This window comes from Pseudomonas sp. GW821-FHT07G10, from assembly GCF_059418545.1.
In genome coordinates this window covers 165,467-182,059 of the sequence record NZ_JBWKQB010000007.1, presented here as the reverse complement: position 1 = coordinate 182,059, position 16,593 = coordinate 165,467, and the positions used below count along the sequence as shown (strand labels likewise).

Genomic DNA, 16,593 nt, shown 5'->3' with positions numbered 1-16,593 from the left:
CTGAGCCCTGTTGAATACAGAACTCAGTCCGCTCAGGCATAGACCTACAATCGTCCAACTTTTTGGGGTCAGTCCACTCTGCGTGGGAACGATCATCCCTCTCGCTACGGATTGACCCGGTAGGCCTGATCCAGCGCCTTATCCACCAACAGCTTGCTCAACTCGATCATCTGATAAATCCCCAACACCACACTGCGTCGCGAGTCTTCGAGATCGAAGGCCAGGTCGCAGGCGATGGCATTGGCGCTTGCGAGAGTCTCGGAAGCACTGGCCAGCAGCAATTCGGTGTCGAGGTCGGGGGCTACGGTGAAGATATCGACCGGCCGCGTGCCAGGGGATTTATCAAGTGATGGCGCCAGGTAATGATCAAGAGCCCGATCCGCAGCGGCACGGTCCTTGAGCAGGTCTTCGGCGCTCAGAGCATCCGGGATTGGCGTGGTTATATTGAAGGGCGGGTCTGGGACGATCTTGTCCATGCATAAGCTCCTACTGAAATGGGAGCCATCACTTGCCGGTCTCACTCGACAAAGAGGTGGCAGCTATGTACGGGGTGAGAATACCGGACAGTAGGACTCCGGCCAGACCGAAGTCTGCCCGCACACAGCCGCCATAACGCATTTTGCAGACGAAAAAAAACGCCGACAACGATTATGGTGGTGCTGGCGCTTTGCGCCTACTGATTCCTGGGTTCTCACGCCCTATCGCTGATACGCAGCGACGACCAAAGGTTATGCGCGGCCCCAAACCCAACGCAACCGCCAAAACTCGTCGGAAAATTCTCCCCCGCAGACTTGGCCGACAGCGCTTTCTGTAGGGAAAGCGAGTACACCCCCACAAACAGGCCGGCTGTCAGGCCGCCATCATCGCGGGCAAGCCTCGCTCCTACAGTTTTTTCCGATCACGCAACGTGCGACCGACTCAGACCTGTAGGAGCGAGGCTTGCCCGCGATTGCGGTCGTCAATTCAACAATTGTTCATATTGATCGTTGATCGTTCCCACGCTCTGCGTGGGAACGCCTCACTGGACGCTCTGCGTCTGCTCTTGTGACGCGGAGCGTCACGGGCTGCATTCCCACGCAGAGCGTGGGAACGATCAAAAGGGCGAAACCCTAAGTGGCCGTTACCGCAGAAATGGATATGTACACCGGCAAGAGATTGGTCGGCTGTCAGGCCGCCATCGCGAGCAAGCTCGGCTCCTACAAGGGATCTGTGTACACCAGCAAGAGACAGGCCGCCTTCGCAGACAAGCGATCGATTCACGCCTACCGACAATTTGACTCCACACACCCCAACAGCGCTACTCTCGACGACCACCGTACTCATCAAAACCGCTCTAAACGGCCATCCCAGGGGACTCCATGGAAAGAATCACCTTCAAACCGCTACTGCTCGCTGCCAGCCTCCTTGCCTGCGCGCCACTGGCTCAGGCCGCGACCACACTGGTGTACTGCTCCGAGGCCAGTCCCGCCGGCTTCGATCCCAGCCAGTACACCAGCGGCACCGATTTCGACGCCTCCGCCGAAACCGTCTTCAACCGCCTCACGCAGTTCAAGCGCGGCGGCACCGAAGTTGAACCTGGACTGGCGACAAGTTGGGATGTATCCAGGGACGGTCTGACCTACACCTTTCATCTTCGTGAAGGGGTGAAATTTCACACCACCGACTACTTCAAGCCGACGCGCGATTTCAACGCCGACGATGTGCTGTTCACCTTCCAGCGCTTGCTCGACGCCGACAGCCCGTTTCGCAAGGCTTACCCGTCCGAGTCGCCCTACTTCACCGACATGGGCCTGAACACCACGATCAAGAGCATCAATAAAGTCGATGAACACACCGCCAGTTTCAGCCTGAACAACGTCGACGCAGCCTTCGTGCAGAACCTGGCGATGAGCTTCGCTTCGATCCAGTCCGCCGAATACGCCGCGCAGTTGCTTAAAGAAGGCAAAGCCGCAGACATCAATCAGAAGCCGGTCGGCACCGGGCCGTTTGTGTTCAAGCGCTATCAGAAGGATTCGCAGATCCGCTACAGCGCAAACACCGCGTATTGGAAACCCGAGGATGTGAAGCTCGACAATCTGATTTTCTCGATCACCCCGGACGCCTCGGTGCGCCTGCAGAAACTCAAGGCTGGCGAATGCCAGGTCAGCGGCTATCCGCGTCCGGCCGACATCGAAATCATGGAGCAGGACCCAAACCTGCGAGTGCTCAAACAAGCCGGTTTCAACCTGGGCTTCCTGGCATACAACGTGACCCACAAGCCGCTGGACCAGCTCAAGGTTCGTCAGGCCCTGGACATGGCCATCGATAAGCCGGCGATTATCAAAGCCGTCTACCAAAGTGCCGGGCAGCTGGCGCAAAACGCTCTGCCGCCTGCGCAATGGTCTTATGACCCGAACATCAAGGACGCGCCCCACGACCCGGTCAAGGCCCGTGCGCTACTGAAAGAAGCAGGCATTGCCCCCGGTACCACCATCGATTTATGGGCGATGACGGTGCAGCGCGCCTCCAATCCCAACGCGCGGATGTCAGCACAGATGATCCAGCAGGACTGGGCCAAGGTCGGGATCAAGGCCAACATCGTCAGCTATGAGTGGGGTGAGTACATCAAGCGCGCCAAGAGCGGCGAACACGACACCATGATTTATGGCTGGACTGGAGACAACGGCGACCCGGATAACTGGCTCGGTGTGCTCTACAGTTGCGCCGCGGTCAAAGGCAGCAACTACGCCAAATGGTGCGACCCGGCCTACGACCAGCTAGTACAAAAAGCCAAAGTCAGTACCGATCCTCAAGAACGTATAAAGCTCTATCAACAGGCCCAAAAAATTCTTAAGGAACAAGTACCTATCACACCGATTGCGAATTCGACGGTATTCCAGCCGCTGCGCAAGGAAGTGCAGGACTTCAAAATCAGTCCGTTTGGCCTGACTCCGTTCTACGGTGTGGGTATAAATAAGTAACACCATTGCCCCAACCGGGTGCGTCTGACGCTCCCGGTTGACCTTATTCGGTGCGCCCAATGCACCGAGTAAACCGCTTGCAAACGGTAAAAAGCGTCAGAATTTATACCAATGCGACATTCGTGTACGTTCGTACCACTGTTTCAGACTTGTGACCGCTCAGGATCTTGCATTGGGTATGGGGCCTGCATAAGTATCCGCAGGTCGACTCACGAGGTCGTCCTCTAACTCCAAAAATGACAACAAATCATGAGGCCACCATGCTTAAACACGCGGTCATTCCGTTTTTAGTCGGCGCAAGCTTGTTAGCTAGCGCACCTTTCGCCCAAGCTGCGACTAACCTGGTGTTCTGCTCCGAAGGGAGCCCGGCCGGTTTCGATCCTGGTCAGTACACCACCGGAACCGACTTCGACGCCTCAGCAGAAACCATGTTCAACCGTTTGAGCCAGTTCGAACGTGGCGGCACCGCCGTTGTTCCTGGCCTGGCCACCAGCTGGGACATTTCCCCGGATGGCCTGACCTACACCTTCCATCTGCGCGACGGGGTGAAGTTCCACACCACACCGTATTTCAAGCCGACGCGTAACTTCAACGCCGACGACGTGCTGTTCACCTTCAATCGCATGATTAACAAGGATGACCCGTTCCGTAAGGCGTACCCGACCGAATTCCCGTACTTCACCGACATGGGGATGGACACCAACATCACCAAGATCGATAAAGTCGACGATCACACCGTCAAGTTCACCCTCAAAGAAGTTGATGCCGCGTTCATCCAGAACATGGCCATGAGCTTCGCTTCGGTCCAGTCCGCCGAGTACGCTGCCCAGTTGCTCAAGGAAGGCAAAGCCGCCGATATCAACCAGAAGCCGGTCGGCACTGGTCCGTTCGTGTTCAAGAGCTACCAGAAAGACTCCAACATCCGTTACACCGGGAACAAGGACTACTGGAAGCCTGACGACGTCAAGATCGACAACCTGATCTTCGCCATCACCACCGACCCGTCGGTGCGTATTCAGAAGCTGAAAAAGAACGAGTGCCAGATCACTCTGTTCCCACGCCCGGCCGACCTGAAGGCGCTGAAAGAAGACAAGACTCTGAAGGTGCCTGACCAGGCTGGTTTCAACCTGGGTTACATCGCCTACAACGTGATGGACAAGATCAAGGGCAGCGATCAGCCGAACCCGATGGCTCAACTGAAAGTGCGTCAGGCACTGGACATGGCCGTCAACAAACAGCAGATCATCGACTCGGTTTACCAGGGTGCGGGTCAACTGGCGGTCAACGCCATGCCGCCAACCCAGTGGTCTTACGACACCACCATCAAGGATGTGCCGTACAACCCTGAGAAAGCCAAAGAGCTGCTCAAGGAAGCCGGCATCAAGGAAGGCACCGAGATCAACCTGTGGGCGATGCCGGTGCAGCGTCCTTACAACCCGAACGCCAAACTGATGGCTGAAATGCTGCAGTCCGACTGGGCCAAGATCGGTATCAAGGCCAAGATCGTGACCTATGAGTGGGGCGAGTACATCAAGCGCTCCAAAGGCGGCGAAAACGGCGCGATGCTGATTGGCTGGAGCGGCGACAACGGTGACCCGGACAACTGGCTGAACGTGCTGTTCGGCTGCGATTCGCTGCAGGGCAACAACTTCTCCAAGTGGTGTGACAAGAAGTTTGACGGCATCGTGAAAGAAGCCAAGCGCACCACCGATCAGGCCAAGCGCACCGAACTGTACAAACAGGCGCAACACGTCCTCAAAGACGCCGTTCCAATGACACCTATCGCTCACTCGACGGTGTTCCAACCCATGCGCAACAACGTGCAGGACTTCAAGATCAGCCCGTTTGGCTTGAACTCCTTCTACGGCGTCAGCGTCAGCAAATAAGGTCTGGCAACGGCGGCGTCCCTGACGTCGCCGTTGCTTTACCTGCCAGGACCGCAGAATCCGCTTACATCCGAAACCGCTGCGTACTACAGCAGCGGCTGTAGGGCGTATTGCCTTTTCCTACGCGTCTTTCAGGCCTTACGCATTTACCGCCTCGCCTGCGACTCATACCGTCGAGGCACGGCAGTTATACGATTTTGGCCGGCACTGCTGTACGCGATGGTTTGGGATCAGTGATACCCGCACGTCCCGGGACGGGGCGATTGCTCGCTGATCAAGACACTAACAAGAGAAGGAGCGTCATGCGCCACACCTTGGTTACATCCGCATTACCGGGCACAGGCTTGCTGGCCGGCACATCGATCAGTCAGGCCTCCAGCAATAACCTGGTGTTCTGCCCGGAAGGTAGCCCGGCTGTCGGCATCACTTCGTAAATAACTGACCGAATCCCGGAGCGCGAATTTCGCTCTCCAGCAATCGTGTTGCCTGAAATCGGCCAACTGGCCTCTAGCAAACGTTTGCAATGCCTTGTTTGAATTAAAAACCAATAGCCGGACGAGCAAAAACCGGCATCAAAAAAGAAAGAACGGAGCTTCACCCATGAGATTGAGCAGCACCGCGTTATTAGCCTTGGCCATCAGCAGCATTACGGCCACCGCCTACGCAGAAAGCGTGAGCCAGGACTTCGTTCCAACCCAGCTCAACAGCACCAGCGCACAGGCCGATACCAAAGGTTTTATCGAAGGGCAAAGCCTGTCGGGGACTACCCGTAACTGGTATGCCAACGAGTTGAAGCGTCGTGATGACCGCTTCAAATATCAAAAAGACGGCGCGCTCACCACGACTCCACGTCGTATCAACTGGGTTCAAGGCACAATCCTCAATTACACCTCGGGCTTTACCCAAGGCACTGTAGGTTTCAGTACTGAAGTCGCGGCGTACAACGCGATTGCTCTGGATCGCAGCCGTCACGACGTCGCGGCTGGTAACGGTGGCGCCAGTGGGAGCAACCGGACCCTGACTGACAGCAGCGGTGATCCGCTAGATCAATGGAGCAAACTGGGTCTGGCCAACGTCAAGGCGCGTGTATCCAACACCACCCTGACAGCCGGTCGCCAGAACTTCAGCACACCGATTGTCGATGTCATCGGCAACCGCCCTCTGCCTTCAAGTTTCGAAGGTGTGAGCATCCACAGCGAAGAATTCAATAACCTGTCGTTCGATGCCGGTACCTTCGATCGCGTGTCGCCACGGACCGAGCAAAGCCTGTCGAAATTCCGCTCGGAATACTCCAACAACGGCGCTGAAACCGACCACGTGAACATCGTCGGCCTCAACTACCAGCCGCTGAAAAGCCTGAAGACCAGCCTGTATGCCTCCAATGTCGAAGACTTCTGGAACCAGTACTACTTCGGCGCCACTCACGAACTGGGCGATAGCTCGGTTCTGAGCCTGACCACTGGCCTGAACTACTACAAAACCGTCGACACCGGCAAAAAAGAGATGGGTGAAATCGACAACGATGCCTACTCGCTGTCGTTCGGCCTGACTCACCAGGCCCATAGCCTGACGTTCTCCTACCAGGGAATTAACGGTGACGAGTACTTCGACTACCTGCACGAAACCAACGGTATCTACCTGGCCAACTCCCTGCTTTCGGACTTCAACGGCCCGAACGAAAAGTCCTTCCAGATCGCCTACGGCCTCAACATGGCTGAATACGGCGTTCCAGGCCTGAAGTTCAACATCTACCAGGCCCGCGGCTGGGGCATCGACGGTACGCATTACACCGGCACCGCCTATGACGTGAAAAACCTGGATGGCGAGCACCACTATGAATACGGCATCGGTGCGTCCTACGCCGTACAGAGCGGCCCGCTGAAAGCCACCGCCGTCCGCGCGACCTACACCACGCACCGCGCCAGTGAGAATCAGGGCGACGGCAACATCAACGAATTCCGTCTGGTCACCACCATTCCATTCAACATTCTCTAAAGCGCCAGTTGAACGGCGGATTCATGATGAATCCCCCGTTCAAGCCAGTCTGGTTCAATTGATTGCAGAGGGCTCCTAATGAAGATGCTCCCCTTACAAGCCGCTATTGCTGCCGCGCTGTTGAGTGTCGCTGTCGGTATTTCGGCCAAACCCTTGGTGGTCTGCACCGAAGCCAGCCCGGAAGGCTTCGATATGGTCCAGTACACGACTGCAGTCACAGCCGATGCGGTGGCCGAAACCATCTTCAATCGTCTGGTGGACTTCAAACCCGGCACGACCGAAATCGCCCCTGCGCTGGCCGAAAGCTGGGACATCAGCCCGGACGGCCTGAGCTACACCTTCCACCTGCGCAAAGGTGTGAAGTTCCACACCACTGACTACTTCAAGCCGACCCGCGACATGAATGCCGACGACGTGGTCTGGAGTTTCCAGCGTCAGCTGGACCCGAAACACCCATGGCATGACAAGTCCAGCGTGGGCTTTCCGTACTTCGAAAGCATGGGTTTCAAAGAGCTGCTCAAAAGCGTCGAAAAACTCGACGACTACACCGTCAGGTTCACCCTGACCCGTCCCGAGGCACCGTTCCTGCCTGACGTGGCCATGGCGTTCTCCTCGATCTTCCCGGCCGAGTACGCCGACCAGTTGCTCAAGGCTGGCAAGACCAACGACCTCAACAGCAAACCGATCGGCACCGGCCCGTTTGTCTTCCAGCGTTACGCCAAGGATGCCCAGGTTCGCTTCAAAGCCAACCCCGATTACTTCCGTGGCGCACCACCAAGTGAAGTGCTGATCCTGGCCATCGCCGTCGACAACAATGTGCGTCAGCAGAAGCTCAAGGCCAACGAGTGCCAGATCGCCCTCTATCCAAAACCCGATGACATTCCAAACCTCAAGGCTGATCCAGACCTGAAGGTCGATGAAATCGAAGCGATGACCACCTCGTATACCGCGCTCAATACCTCCCGCAAGTACATGAGCGACGTGCGAGTACGTCAGGCGGTCGAAATCGCCTTCGACAAGCAGGCCTATGTCAACGCGCTGTTCGGCAAGGGTAACGCCCTGACCGCCGTCAACCCGTATCCGCCGACCTTGTTGGGCTACAACAGTAAACTGCAGAACCCGCCCCACGACCTGGACAAGGCCCGCGCCCTGCTCAAGGAAGCCGGCGTGCCGGAAGGCACTGTATTCACCTTGTTCACCCGTAACGGCGGCGGCCCGACCAACCCCAACCCGATGCTCGGCGCACAGATGATGCAGGCCGATCTGGCCAAGGTCGGGATCAAACTCGACATCCGCGTCATGGAATGGGGGGAAATGCTCAAGCGCGCCAAAAACGGTGAACACGATATGGTGTCCGCCGGATGGGCGGGCGATAACGGCGACCCGGATAACTTCCTGACGCCTATGCTCAGTTGTGAGGCGGCGAAAAACGGCGAAAACTACGCCCGCTGGTGCAACGAGAAGTTCCAGGCGCTGATCGACCAGGCCCGTGAGAAGACTGACCCGGCCGAACGTGCGGCGCTCTATGAGCAAGCCCAGGAGATTTTCCACCAGGACCAGCCCTGGATCAGCATGGCACACACAAGAATGTTTACTGCCATGCGCAAGAACGTCGAGGGTTATCACATTAGCCCTCTGACCACTAACAACTTCGCTACCACCCTGGTGAAGTAGATAAGAAACGTCCGTCACCGTTGATCCCAGCGGTGCCGGACACGCCTAACCGGCTGATGAGGTACACCAGAAGATGTTTAGTTTTATTGCCCGCCGCGTGGGGTTGTTGATCCCCACCTTCTTCGGCATCACCTTGCTGACTTTCGCTTTGATTCGCATGATCCCCGGCGACCCCGTGGAAGTGATGATGGGCGAACGTCGGGTCGACCCTGAGATGCATGCCCAGGCAATGGAACGCCTGGGTCTGAACAAACCGCTGTATGCCCAGTATCTGGACTACATCGGCAAACTCGCCCACGGCGACCTTGGCGAATCCCTGCGTACCCGTGAAAGCGTCTGGACCGAATTCACCTCGCTGTTCCCGGCGACCCTGGAGCTGTCCTCGGCCGCCCTGCTGTTCGCCGGTGTCCTCGGGCTGCTGGCCGGGGTGATCGCCGCCTTGAAGCGAGGATCGCTGTTCGACCATGGAGTGATGGGCATCTCCCTTGCGGGTTATTCGATGCCGATCTTCTGGTGGGGCCTGATCCTGATCATGTTCTTCTCGGTATCGCTGGGCTTGACGCCAGTCTCCGGGCGGATCGATCTGCTTTACGACATCGAGCCAAGAACCGGCTTCATGCTGATCGACACCCTGCTGGCCAATGACACCAACGCCTTCTTCGATGCCCTGCATCACCTGATCCTTCCGGCCATCGTGCTCGGCACCATTCCGCTGGCGGTGATCGCCCGGATGACCCGCTCCTCGATGCTCGAAGTGCTGCGCGAAGACTACATTCGTACCGCCCGGGCCAAAGGCCTGTCGCCAGCGCGCGTGGTATTTGTGCACGGTCTGCGTAACGCCTTGATCCCGGTACTGACCGTTGTCGGTCTGCAAGTCGGCACCCTGCTGGCCGGCGCGGTTCTGACCGAAACCATTTTCTCCTGGCCCGGCATCGGCAAATGGCTGATTGAAGCCATTGGCGCCCGAGACTACCCGGTGGTGCAAAACGGCATCCTGTTAATCGCCTGCCTGGTGATTATGGTCAACTTCGTGGTGGACATCCTCTACGGCTTTGCCAACCCACGCATCCGTCACCAGCGCTGAGATCATACTAATGAGCACTCCAACATCCTCAATAGCAGTCGATCAAAGCCTGCTTTATCCATCACCGTACAAAGAGTTCTGGCAAGCCTTCTCGAAAAACAAAGGGGCGGTCGCCGGTCTGCTGTTCATGATCCTCGTGGTGTTTTGCGCACTGTTCGCGCCATGGGTTGCCCCACACAACCCCAGCGAACAATTCCGTGACTTCCTGCTGACCCCGCCAGCCTGGCTCGAAGGCGGCCAGCTGCAGTTCCTGCTCGGTACCGATGAGTTGGGGCGTGACCTGCTGTCACGGCTGATCACCGGCTCACGCCTGTCGCTGCTGATCGGTCTGTCATCGGTGGTCATGTCGCTGATTCCAGGCATTCTGCTGGGCCTGTTCGCCGGGTTCTTCCCGCGCGTGCTCGGCCCGACCATCATGCGCCTGATGGACATCATGCTGGCCCTGCCCTCCTTGCTGCTGGCTGTGGCGATTGTTGCCATCCTCGGCCCTGGCCTGATCAACACCGTCATCGCCATTGCCGTGGTTTCGTTGCCGTCCTATGTCCGTCTGACCCGCGCTGCGGTGATGGGCGAACTGAACCGCGACTACGTGACCGCCGCGCGCCTGGCCGGTGCCGGTCTGCCGCGCCTGATGTTCATCACCGTGCTGCCTAACTGCATGGCGCCGCTGATCGTTCAGGCGACCTTGAGCTTCTCCTCGGCGATTCTCGATGCCGCAGCCCTGGGCTTCCTCGGCCTTGGCGTACAACCGCCAACCCCTGAGTGGGGCACCATGCTGGCTTCGGCTCGCGACTACATCGAACGCGCCTGGTGGGTCGTGAGCCTGCCTGGTTTGACCATTTTGCTCAGCGTGCTGGCAATCAACTTGATGGGTGACGGCCTGCGCGATGCGCTGGACCCGAAACTCAAGAACGCCGCCTGAGGAGATTCAAATGTCACTGTTAGAAATCAAGAATCTCAACGTTCGCTTTGGCGACAAAAACGCCGTACCGGTGGTCGACGGTCTCGACCTTTCCGTGGACAAGGGCGAAGTACTGGCCATCGTTGGCGAATCGGGTTCCGGCAAGTCCGTGACCATGATGGCGCTGATGGGCCTGATCGAGCACCCGGGCATCGTCACCGCTGACGCCCTCAGCTTCGACGGCCAGGACATGCTCAAGCTCAGCGCCCGCCAACGTCGGCGCATTGTCGGCAAGGACCTGGCGATGGTTTTCCAGGATCCGATGACCGCACTGAACCCGAGCTACACCGTGGGTTTCCAGATCGAAGAAGTGCTGCGTCTGCACCTGAAAATGTCCAGCAAGGCCGCCCGCAAGCGCGCCATCGAGCTACTGGAAAAAGTCGAAATCCCGGGCGCCGCGAGCCGTATGGACGCCTACCCGCATCAACTCTCCGGCGGTATGAGCCAACGTGTGGCGATTGCCATGGCGATTGCCGGCGAACCCAAACTGCTGATCGCTGACGAACCGACCACCGCGTTGGACGTGACGATTCAGGCGCAGATCATGGACCTGCTGCTCAACCTGCAACAAGAGCACAACATGGGCCTGGTGCTGATCACTCACGACCTGGCGGTGGTTGCCGAAACCGCTCAGCGCGTGTGCGTGATGTACGCCGGCCAAGCGGTAGAGGTCGGTCAGGTGCCGCAGTTGTTCGACATCCCGGCGCACCCGTACAGCGAAGCGCTGCTCAAGGCCATTCCCGAACACAGCCTGGGTTCCTCGCGCCTGGCCACCCTGCCGGGCATCGTTCCCGGCCGTTATGACCGTCCGCAAGGCTGCCTGCTGTCGCCGCGCTGCCCGTACGTGCAGGACAGCTGTCGTCAACAACGTCCAGGTCTGGACCCGAAAACCAACAGCCTCGCCCGCTGCTTCTACCCCTTGAATCAGGAGGTGGCGTAATGAGCGTCGTTCTCACCGCCCGCGACCTTACCCGTCACTACGAAGTTTCCCGAGGCCTGTTCAAAGGCACCGCGCTGGTTCGCGCGCTCAATGGCGTGTCGTTCGAACTGGAAGCCGGCAAGACCCTCGCTGTTGTAGGCGAGTCGGGCTGCGGTAAATCGACCCTGGCCCGCGCCCTGACGCTGATCGAAGAACCCTCCTCCGGTTCGCTGAAAATCGCAGGGCAAGAAGTGGCCGGTGCCAACAAGGCCGAACGCAAGCAGCTGCGCAAAGATGTGCAGATGGTTTTCCAGAGCCCTTACGCCTCCTTGAATCCACGGCAGAAAATCGGCGACCAGCTCGCTGAACCGCTGCTGATCAACACCAGTCTGTCCGCCGCCGAGCGTCGCGAGAAAGTCCAGGCGATGATGAAACAGGTTGGCTTGCGCCCTGAGCACTACCAGCGTTACCCACACATGTTCTCCGGTGGTCAGCGCCAGCGGATTGCCTTGGCTCGAGCGATGATGTTGCAACCCAAAGTGCTGGTGGCGGACGAACCGACTTCGGCCCTCGACGTGTCGATTCAGGCGCAGGTACTCAACCTGTTCATGGACCTTCAGCAAGAGTTCAACACTGCCTACGTGTTCATCTCTCACAACCTCGCGGTGGTGCGCCACGTCGCCGATCAGGTGCTGGTGATGTATCTCGGCCGTCCGGTGGAAATGGGTCCCAAAGAAGACATCTACACTCGTCCTCTGCACCCCTACACCCAGGCACTGCTGTCGGCTACACCGACCATCCATCCGGACCCGAGCAAGCCGAAAATCAAGATCGTCGGCGAATTGCCTAACCCGCTCAATCCGCCGTCCGGCTGCGCCTTCCACAAGCGCTGCCCGTACGCCACCGAGCGCTGCAGCACCGAAGAGCCGGTCCTGCGCTCACTCGACAACCGCCAGGTGGCCTGCCATTACGCCGAGCAATTCGTCGTATAAGCCGGGCATGAGAAAGCGCCCTCTTGGGGCGCTTTCAACTAGTTATCCAAACCCCTCCATCAGGATTGCGCATCAGTCCGGCAAGAGGGGTTTTCTTTTGTCTGGATCTTTAACCCTGGGTATCGTCTTCGGGATTATCGTCGGTGGTCGAGTCGTCATCGCCTTTACTGCCGCCCTGATCCTGCCCTCCAGGTTCGGATTCGGACTTGGCGGCAATCAAAACACTGCTCTGAACACTTTTTGCCGCCCAGAAACCCTGGTCCTGTACCGCGCCGCTGCTCGCCCACGCTGCCGAAGTGCCCACCGACAGCAACACCAGCACTTTGATCAGTAAAACCATGCGTTGAAAAATGCTCATAGCTGATTCCATCCTTTCGTAGGTGAATCACCGAAGCCACAGACCTTGTGCGCAAGGACCGCAGCGCTGTCTGAAATCTAGTCCGGATACACGGGATACACCAGATAGGACACTAATGAAGGTCACCAAATGCCCTTCGTCAACAGACGGGTTTGGACTAATGTTTATTTCAAATCGCTATTTAATGAATGACGAATACTTGTGGCTAGAGAGCTGGCTCCCACTGGTCGGTCCGCGCTCGGGTGCAGCAGAAGTGAAACAGTTAGATGCGGTGTTCCTGAAACACCGTGCCGGATGAATTCAGGGCCGCAGCCCAACGGGAGCAAGCTCCCTCGCCACAAAGATCGAAGTCGCCTGCAAAAAAAAAGCCCACTGTTTTCACAGTGGGCTTTCGGGTGTCACCAGCCAGTGCTTAGTGATGCTCACGCGTCGCACGGAATTTCACGTCCGGCCAGCGCTCTTCCATCAAGGCCAGGTTGACCCGGGTCGGGGCCAGGTAAGTCAGGTGACCGCCGCCGTCGAGGGCGAGGTTTTCCACAGCCTTGACGCTGAACTCTTCCAGCTTCTTCTTATCGCTGCAATCAATCCAGCGGGCGGACCACACGGTGATCGGCTCATAAGCGCACTCGACCTTGTATTCCTCTTTCAAGCGGCTGGCGACCACATCGAACTGCAGCACACCAACGGCGCCAAGGATGATGTCGTTGCTGCGCTCCGGGAAGAACACCTGGGTTGCGCCTTCTTCGGCCAGCTGTTGCAGGCCTTGTCGAAGCTGCTTGGACTTGAGCGGGTCCTTCAGACGCACGCGACGGAACAGTTCCGGGGCGAAGTGCGGGATCCCGGTGAAACCCAGTACCTCGCCTTCGGTGAAGGTGTCGCCGATCTGGATCGTGCCGTGGTTGTGCAGGCCGATGATGTCGCCGGCGAAGGCTTCTTCCAGTTGCTCACGCTCGGAGGAGAAGAAGGTCAGCGCATCGCCGATCCGCACATCCTTGCCAGTCCGTACGTGGCGCATTTTCATGCCCTTGTCGTACTTGCCGGAACAAATACGCATGAAGGCAATCCGGTCACGGTGTTTAGGGTCCATGTTTGCCTGGATCTTGAACACGAAGCCGGTGAATTTCTCCTCAACCGGCTCGACCGTACGCTCGTTCGCGACACGGGCCAGCGGCTTGGGCGCCCAGTCGACCACGGCGTCGAGCACGTGATCGACACCGAAGTTGCCCAGGGCGGTCCCGAAGAACACCGGGGTCAGCTGGCCGTCCATGAATTCCTGTTGATTGAATTCGTGGCAAGCACCCTGCACCAGCTCCAGTTGATCGACGAAACGGTCGTATTCATCACCCAGGTGCGCGCGGGCTTCATCGGAATCGAGCTTCTTGATGATTTTCACATCGGTGCGCTCGTGGCCGTGGCCGGCGGTGTAAACAATGATGTAGTCGTCGGCGAGGTGGTACACGCCCTTGAAGTCGCGGTAGCAACCGATCGGCCAAGTGATCGGCGCGGCTTTGATCTTCAGGACCGCTTCGATCTCGTCGAGCAGCTCGATGGGGTCACGAATGTCCCGGTCGAGTTTGTTGATGAAGCTGACAATCGGTGTATCGCGTAAACGGCAGACGTCCATCAGGGCGATGGTCCGTGGTTCGACGCCTTTACCGCCGTCGAGCACCATCAGCGCCGAGTCGACCGCAGTCAGGGTGCGGTAGGTGTCTTCGGAGAAGTCTTCGTGGCCCGGGGTGTCGAGCAGGTTGATCATGTGATCGCGATACGGGAACTGCATGACCGACGTGGTAATGGAGATACCACGCTGCTTTTCCATTTCCATCCAGTCGGAGGTGGCATGACGGTCCGACTTACGGGATTTGACCGTACCGGCCACCGCAATAGCCTTGCCCATCAGCAACAACTTCTCGGTGATGGTGGTTTTACCCGCATCGGGGTGGGAAATAATGGCGAAAGTGCGGCGTTTCGCGACTTCGGCGGCCTGTTTGGTCATGGGAAATCGCCTGGCAGGTGATTCAAAAAAAGGGCCGCGATTATAGCCCAAGTTGAACCCGGAACCGAACCGTTGAGCACATCAGGAACCGAAAACCAACCATCGGCCTGACAAAGCGGCCCCGGCCTGATCTGACGACATCGCGGGCAAGGACTCGGTCTGTCAGAAAATCCTGCCCATTTCCCCCGATCGGGGAACATCAGCCTGTCATCTGGGTCGGTTACATAAGTGGCTGACCAGGAGCTCGCGACGGACGCGTGCAAAAACGCGACATTTTTTGTTGATCTCAAGCTCCTCACGCCCTAAAGTTCGCGCCGAACGTCCATGCTGGAAACGATCCATCCGGCTCAAGTACTGACGACGAGACAGCAAGGTCACCCGTAGCGCTCTGCACGGTTGACCTTTTTGCTTTCGGCGGACATGCCTTGGGAAGTAGGCGAACCAAAGTGGGGATACGGAGGACGTTCATTTGCACCCATTGTTTTTACCCGTTTGCCATTAGGAGCTCCCAAGTATGTCGATCAATGTCGAAGACTATTTCGCGCGCGAAACCTTTCAGAAAATGAAGGCCTTCGCCGACAAACAAGAAACCCCGTTCGTGGTCATCGACACCGCGATGATTGCCCAGGCCTATGACGACCTGCGCGCTGGTTTCGAATTTGCCAAGGTTTACTACGCGGTCAAGGCCAACCCGGCCGTCGAAATCATCGACCTGCTCAAAGAGAAAGGTTCGAGCTTCGACATCGCCTCGATCTACGAGCTCGATAAAGTCCTGAACCAGGGCGTCAGCCCGGATCGCATCAGCTACGGCAACACCATCAAGAAATCCAGGGACATCCGCTACTTCTACGAGAAGGGCGTGCGTCTGTACTCCACCGACTCCGAAGCGGACCTGCGCAACATCGCCAAGGCTGCACCGGGCTCGAAAGTCTATGTGCGCATCCTCACCGAAGGCTCGACCACGGCTGACTGGCCACTGTCGCGCAAATTCGGCTGCCAGACCGACATGGCCATGGACCTGCTGATCCTCGCTCGCGACCTGGGCCTGGTGCCATACGGCGTATCGTTCCACGTTGGTTCGCAGCAGCGCGACATCAGCGTCTGGGACGCAGCAATCGCCAAGGTCAAAGTGATCTTCGAACGTCTGAAAGAAGAAGACGGCATCCACCTCAAGCTGATCAACATGGGCGGCGGCTTCCCGGCCAACTACATCACCCGCACCAACAGCCTGGAAACCTACGCCGAAGAAATCATCCGTTTCCTCAAGGAAGATTTCGGTGACGACCTCCCGGAAATCATCCTGGAACCAGGCCGTTCGCTGATCGCCAACGCCGGCATCCTGGTCAGCGAAGTGGTGCTGGTAGCCCGTAAATCCCGTACCGCTGTAGAGCGATGGGTGTACACGGATGTGGGCAAATTCTCCGGCCTGATCGAAACCATGGACGAAGCCATCAAGTTCCCGATCTGGACCGAGAAAAAAGGCGAGATGGAAGAAGTGGTCATCGCCGGCCCAACCTGCGACAGCGCCGACATCATGTACGAGAACTACAAGTACGGCTTGCCACTGAACCTGGCCATCGGCGACCGCTTGTACTGGCTGTCCACCGGCGCATACACCACCAGCTACAGCGCCGTTGAGTTCAATGGCTTCCCGCCGCTGAAGTCGTTCTACGTTTAAACGCAGCTCGCTGAAATTAAAAAGCCCATGACGTGTCATGGGCTTTTTTGTGTGCCACTGATCGTTCCCACGCTCTGCGTGGGAATGACT

General features: G+C 57.8%; 13 protein-coding genes. 10 read left to right on the top strand and 3 right to left on the bottom strand.

The annotated features are described in order from the left end of the window. Positions 1–104: 104 nt before the first annotated feature. Positions 105–476, bottom strand: coding sequence for a DUF6124 family protein (locus AC07O1_RS11625; protein WP_495088850.1), 372 nt, complete (start codon positions 474–476; stop codon positions 105–107). Positions 477–1,358: 882 nt separating this feature from the next. Here AC07O1_RS11625 and AC07O1_RS11620 point away from each other — a divergent pair. The 9 genes from AC07O1_RS11620 to AC07O1_RS11580 all read left to right on the top strand — a co-directional run bounded on the left by AC07O1_RS11620 (position 1,359) and on the right by AC07O1_RS11580 (position 12,471). Further along, positions 1,359–2,960, top strand: a complete 1,602-nt coding sequence (locus AC07O1_RS11620) for an ABC transporter substrate-binding protein (RefSeq protein ID WP_495088849.1) — start codon at positions 1,359–1,361, stop codon at positions 2,958–2,960. A 260-nt stretch (positions 2,961–3,220) separates the two neighbouring features. Beyond that, positions 3,221–4,846, top strand: coding sequence for an ABC transporter substrate-binding protein (locus AC07O1_RS11615; protein WP_494995322.1), 1,626 nt, complete (start codon positions 3,221–3,223; stop codon positions 4,844–4,846). A 302-nt stretch (positions 4,847–5,148) separates the two neighbouring features. Further along, positions 5,149–5,280 carry a hypothetical protein gene (locus AC07O1_RS11610; RefSeq protein WP_495023425.1) on the top strand — a complete coding sequence of 44 codons (132 nt, stop codon included), beginning with the start codon at positions 5,149–5,151 and terminating at the stop codon, positions 5,278–5,280. Between the two features lie 166 nt (positions 5,281–5,446). Then, positions 5,447–6,841 carry an OprD family porin gene (locus AC07O1_RS11605; RefSeq protein ID WP_495023341.1) on the top strand — a complete coding sequence of 465 codons (1,395 nt, stop codon included), beginning with the start codon at positions 5,447–5,449 and terminating at the stop codon, positions 6,839–6,841. Between the two features lie 78 nt (positions 6,842–6,919). Beyond that, entirely contained in the window at positions 6,920–8,515 is a 1,596-nt protein-coding gene (locus tag AC07O1_RS11600; protein WP_495088848.1) for an ABC transporter substrate-binding protein, read from the top strand. Positions 8,516–8,588: 73 nt separating this feature from the next. Then, complete coding sequence (locus AC07O1_RS11595; protein ID WP_495088847.1) at positions 8,589–9,599, top strand: ABC transporter permease subunit; 1,011 nt, start codon at positions 8,589–8,591, stop codon at positions 9,597–9,599. Between the two features lie 10 nt (positions 9,600–9,609). Then, on the top strand, positions 9,610–10,521 hold the full coding sequence (locus AC07O1_RS11590) for an ABC transporter permease subunit (RefSeq protein ID WP_494995326.1): 912 nt from the start codon (positions 9,610–9,612) through the stop codon (positions 10,519–10,521). 10 nt (positions 10,522–10,531) lie between these two features. After that, the gene (locus AC07O1_RS11585; RefSeq protein WP_494995327.1) at positions 10,532–11,500 is read left to right on the top strand and encodes an ABC transporter ATP-binding protein; all 969 of its coding nucleotides are present in this window, start codon (positions 10,532–10,534) and stop codon (positions 11,498–11,500) included. Next, a complete protein-coding gene (locus AC07O1_RS11580; protein ID WP_494995328.1) occupies positions 11,500–12,471 on the top strand; it encodes a peptide ABC transporter ATP-binding protein in 972 nt (323 codons plus the stop codon). Before AC07O1_RS11585 ends, AC07O1_RS11580 begins: the two co-directional genes overlap by 1 nt. Positions 12,472–12,580: 109 nt before the next feature. Here AC07O1_RS11580 and AC07O1_RS11575 read toward each other — a convergent pair whose 3' ends face one another. Together AC07O1_RS11575 and AC07O1_RS11570 are read right to left on the bottom strand one after the other, a co-directional pair. Beyond that, positions 12,581–12,829 (bottom strand): hypothetical protein, encoded by a 249-nt coding sequence (locus tag AC07O1_RS11575; RefSeq protein ID WP_495088846.1) that lies wholly within the window; start codon positions 12,827–12,829, stop codon positions 12,581–12,583. Between the two features lie 412 nt (positions 12,830–13,241). After that, the gene (locus AC07O1_RS11570) at positions 13,242–14,825 is read right to left on the bottom strand and encodes a peptide chain release factor 3 (RefSeq protein WP_495088845.1); all 1,584 of its coding nucleotides are present in this window, start codon (positions 14,823–14,825) and stop codon (positions 13,242–13,244) included. Between the two features lie 514 nt (positions 14,826–15,339). Between AC07O1_RS11570 and AC07O1_RS11565 the strand changes: the two genes are divergently transcribed. Continuing rightward, on the top strand, positions 15,340–16,503 hold the full coding sequence (locus AC07O1_RS11565) for a type III PLP-dependent enzyme (protein WP_494995331.1): 1,164 nt from the start codon (positions 15,340–15,342) through the stop codon (positions 16,501–16,503). Positions 16,504–16,593: the final 90 nt, after the last annotated feature.

Coding starts and splice junctions, on each gene's coding strand:
- AC07O1_RS11625 (WP_495088850.1), bottom strand. CDS start 476: ATGGACAAGATCGTCCCAGACCCGCCCTTCAATATAACCACGCCAATC.
- AC07O1_RS11620 (WP_495088849.1), top strand. CDS start 1,359: ATGGAAAGAATCACCTTCAAACCGCTACTGCTCGCTGCCAGCCTCCTT.
- AC07O1_RS11615 (WP_494995322.1), top strand. CDS start 3,221: ATGCTTAAACACGCGGTCATTCCGTTTTTAGTCGGCGCAAGCTTGTTA.
- AC07O1_RS11610 (WP_495023425.1), top strand. CDS start 5,149: ATGCGCCACACCTTGGTTACATCCGCATTACCGGGCACAGGCTTGCTG.
- AC07O1_RS11605 (WP_495023341.1), top strand. CDS start 5,447: ATGAGATTGAGCAGCACCGCGTTATTAGCCTTGGCCATCAGCAGCATT.
- AC07O1_RS11600 (WP_495088848.1), top strand. CDS start 6,920: ATGAAGATGCTCCCCTTACAAGCCGCTATTGCTGCCGCGCTGTTGAGT.
- AC07O1_RS11595 (WP_495088847.1), top strand. CDS start 8,589: ATGTTTAGTTTTATTGCCCGCCGCGTGGGGTTGTTGATCCCCACCTTC.
- AC07O1_RS11590 (WP_494995326.1), top strand. CDS start 9,610: ATGAGCACTCCAACATCCTCAATAGCAGTCGATCAAAGCCTGCTTTAT.
- AC07O1_RS11585 (WP_494995327.1), top strand. CDS start 10,532: ATGTCACTGTTAGAAATCAAGAATCTCAACGTTCGCTTTGGCGACAAA.
- AC07O1_RS11580 (WP_494995328.1), top strand. CDS start 11,500: ATGAGCGTCGTTCTCACCGCCCGCGACCTTACCCGTCACTACGAAGTT.
- AC07O1_RS11575 (WP_495088846.1), bottom strand. CDS start 12,829: ATGAGCATTTTTCAACGCATGGTTTTACTGATCAAAGTGCTGGTGTTG.
- AC07O1_RS11570 (WP_495088845.1), bottom strand. CDS start 14,825: ATGACCAAACAGGCCGCCGAAGTCGCGAAACGCCGCACTTTCGCCATT.
- AC07O1_RS11565 (WP_494995331.1), top strand. CDS start 15,340: ATGTCGATCAATGTCGAAGACTATTTCGCGCGCGAAACCTTTCAGAAA.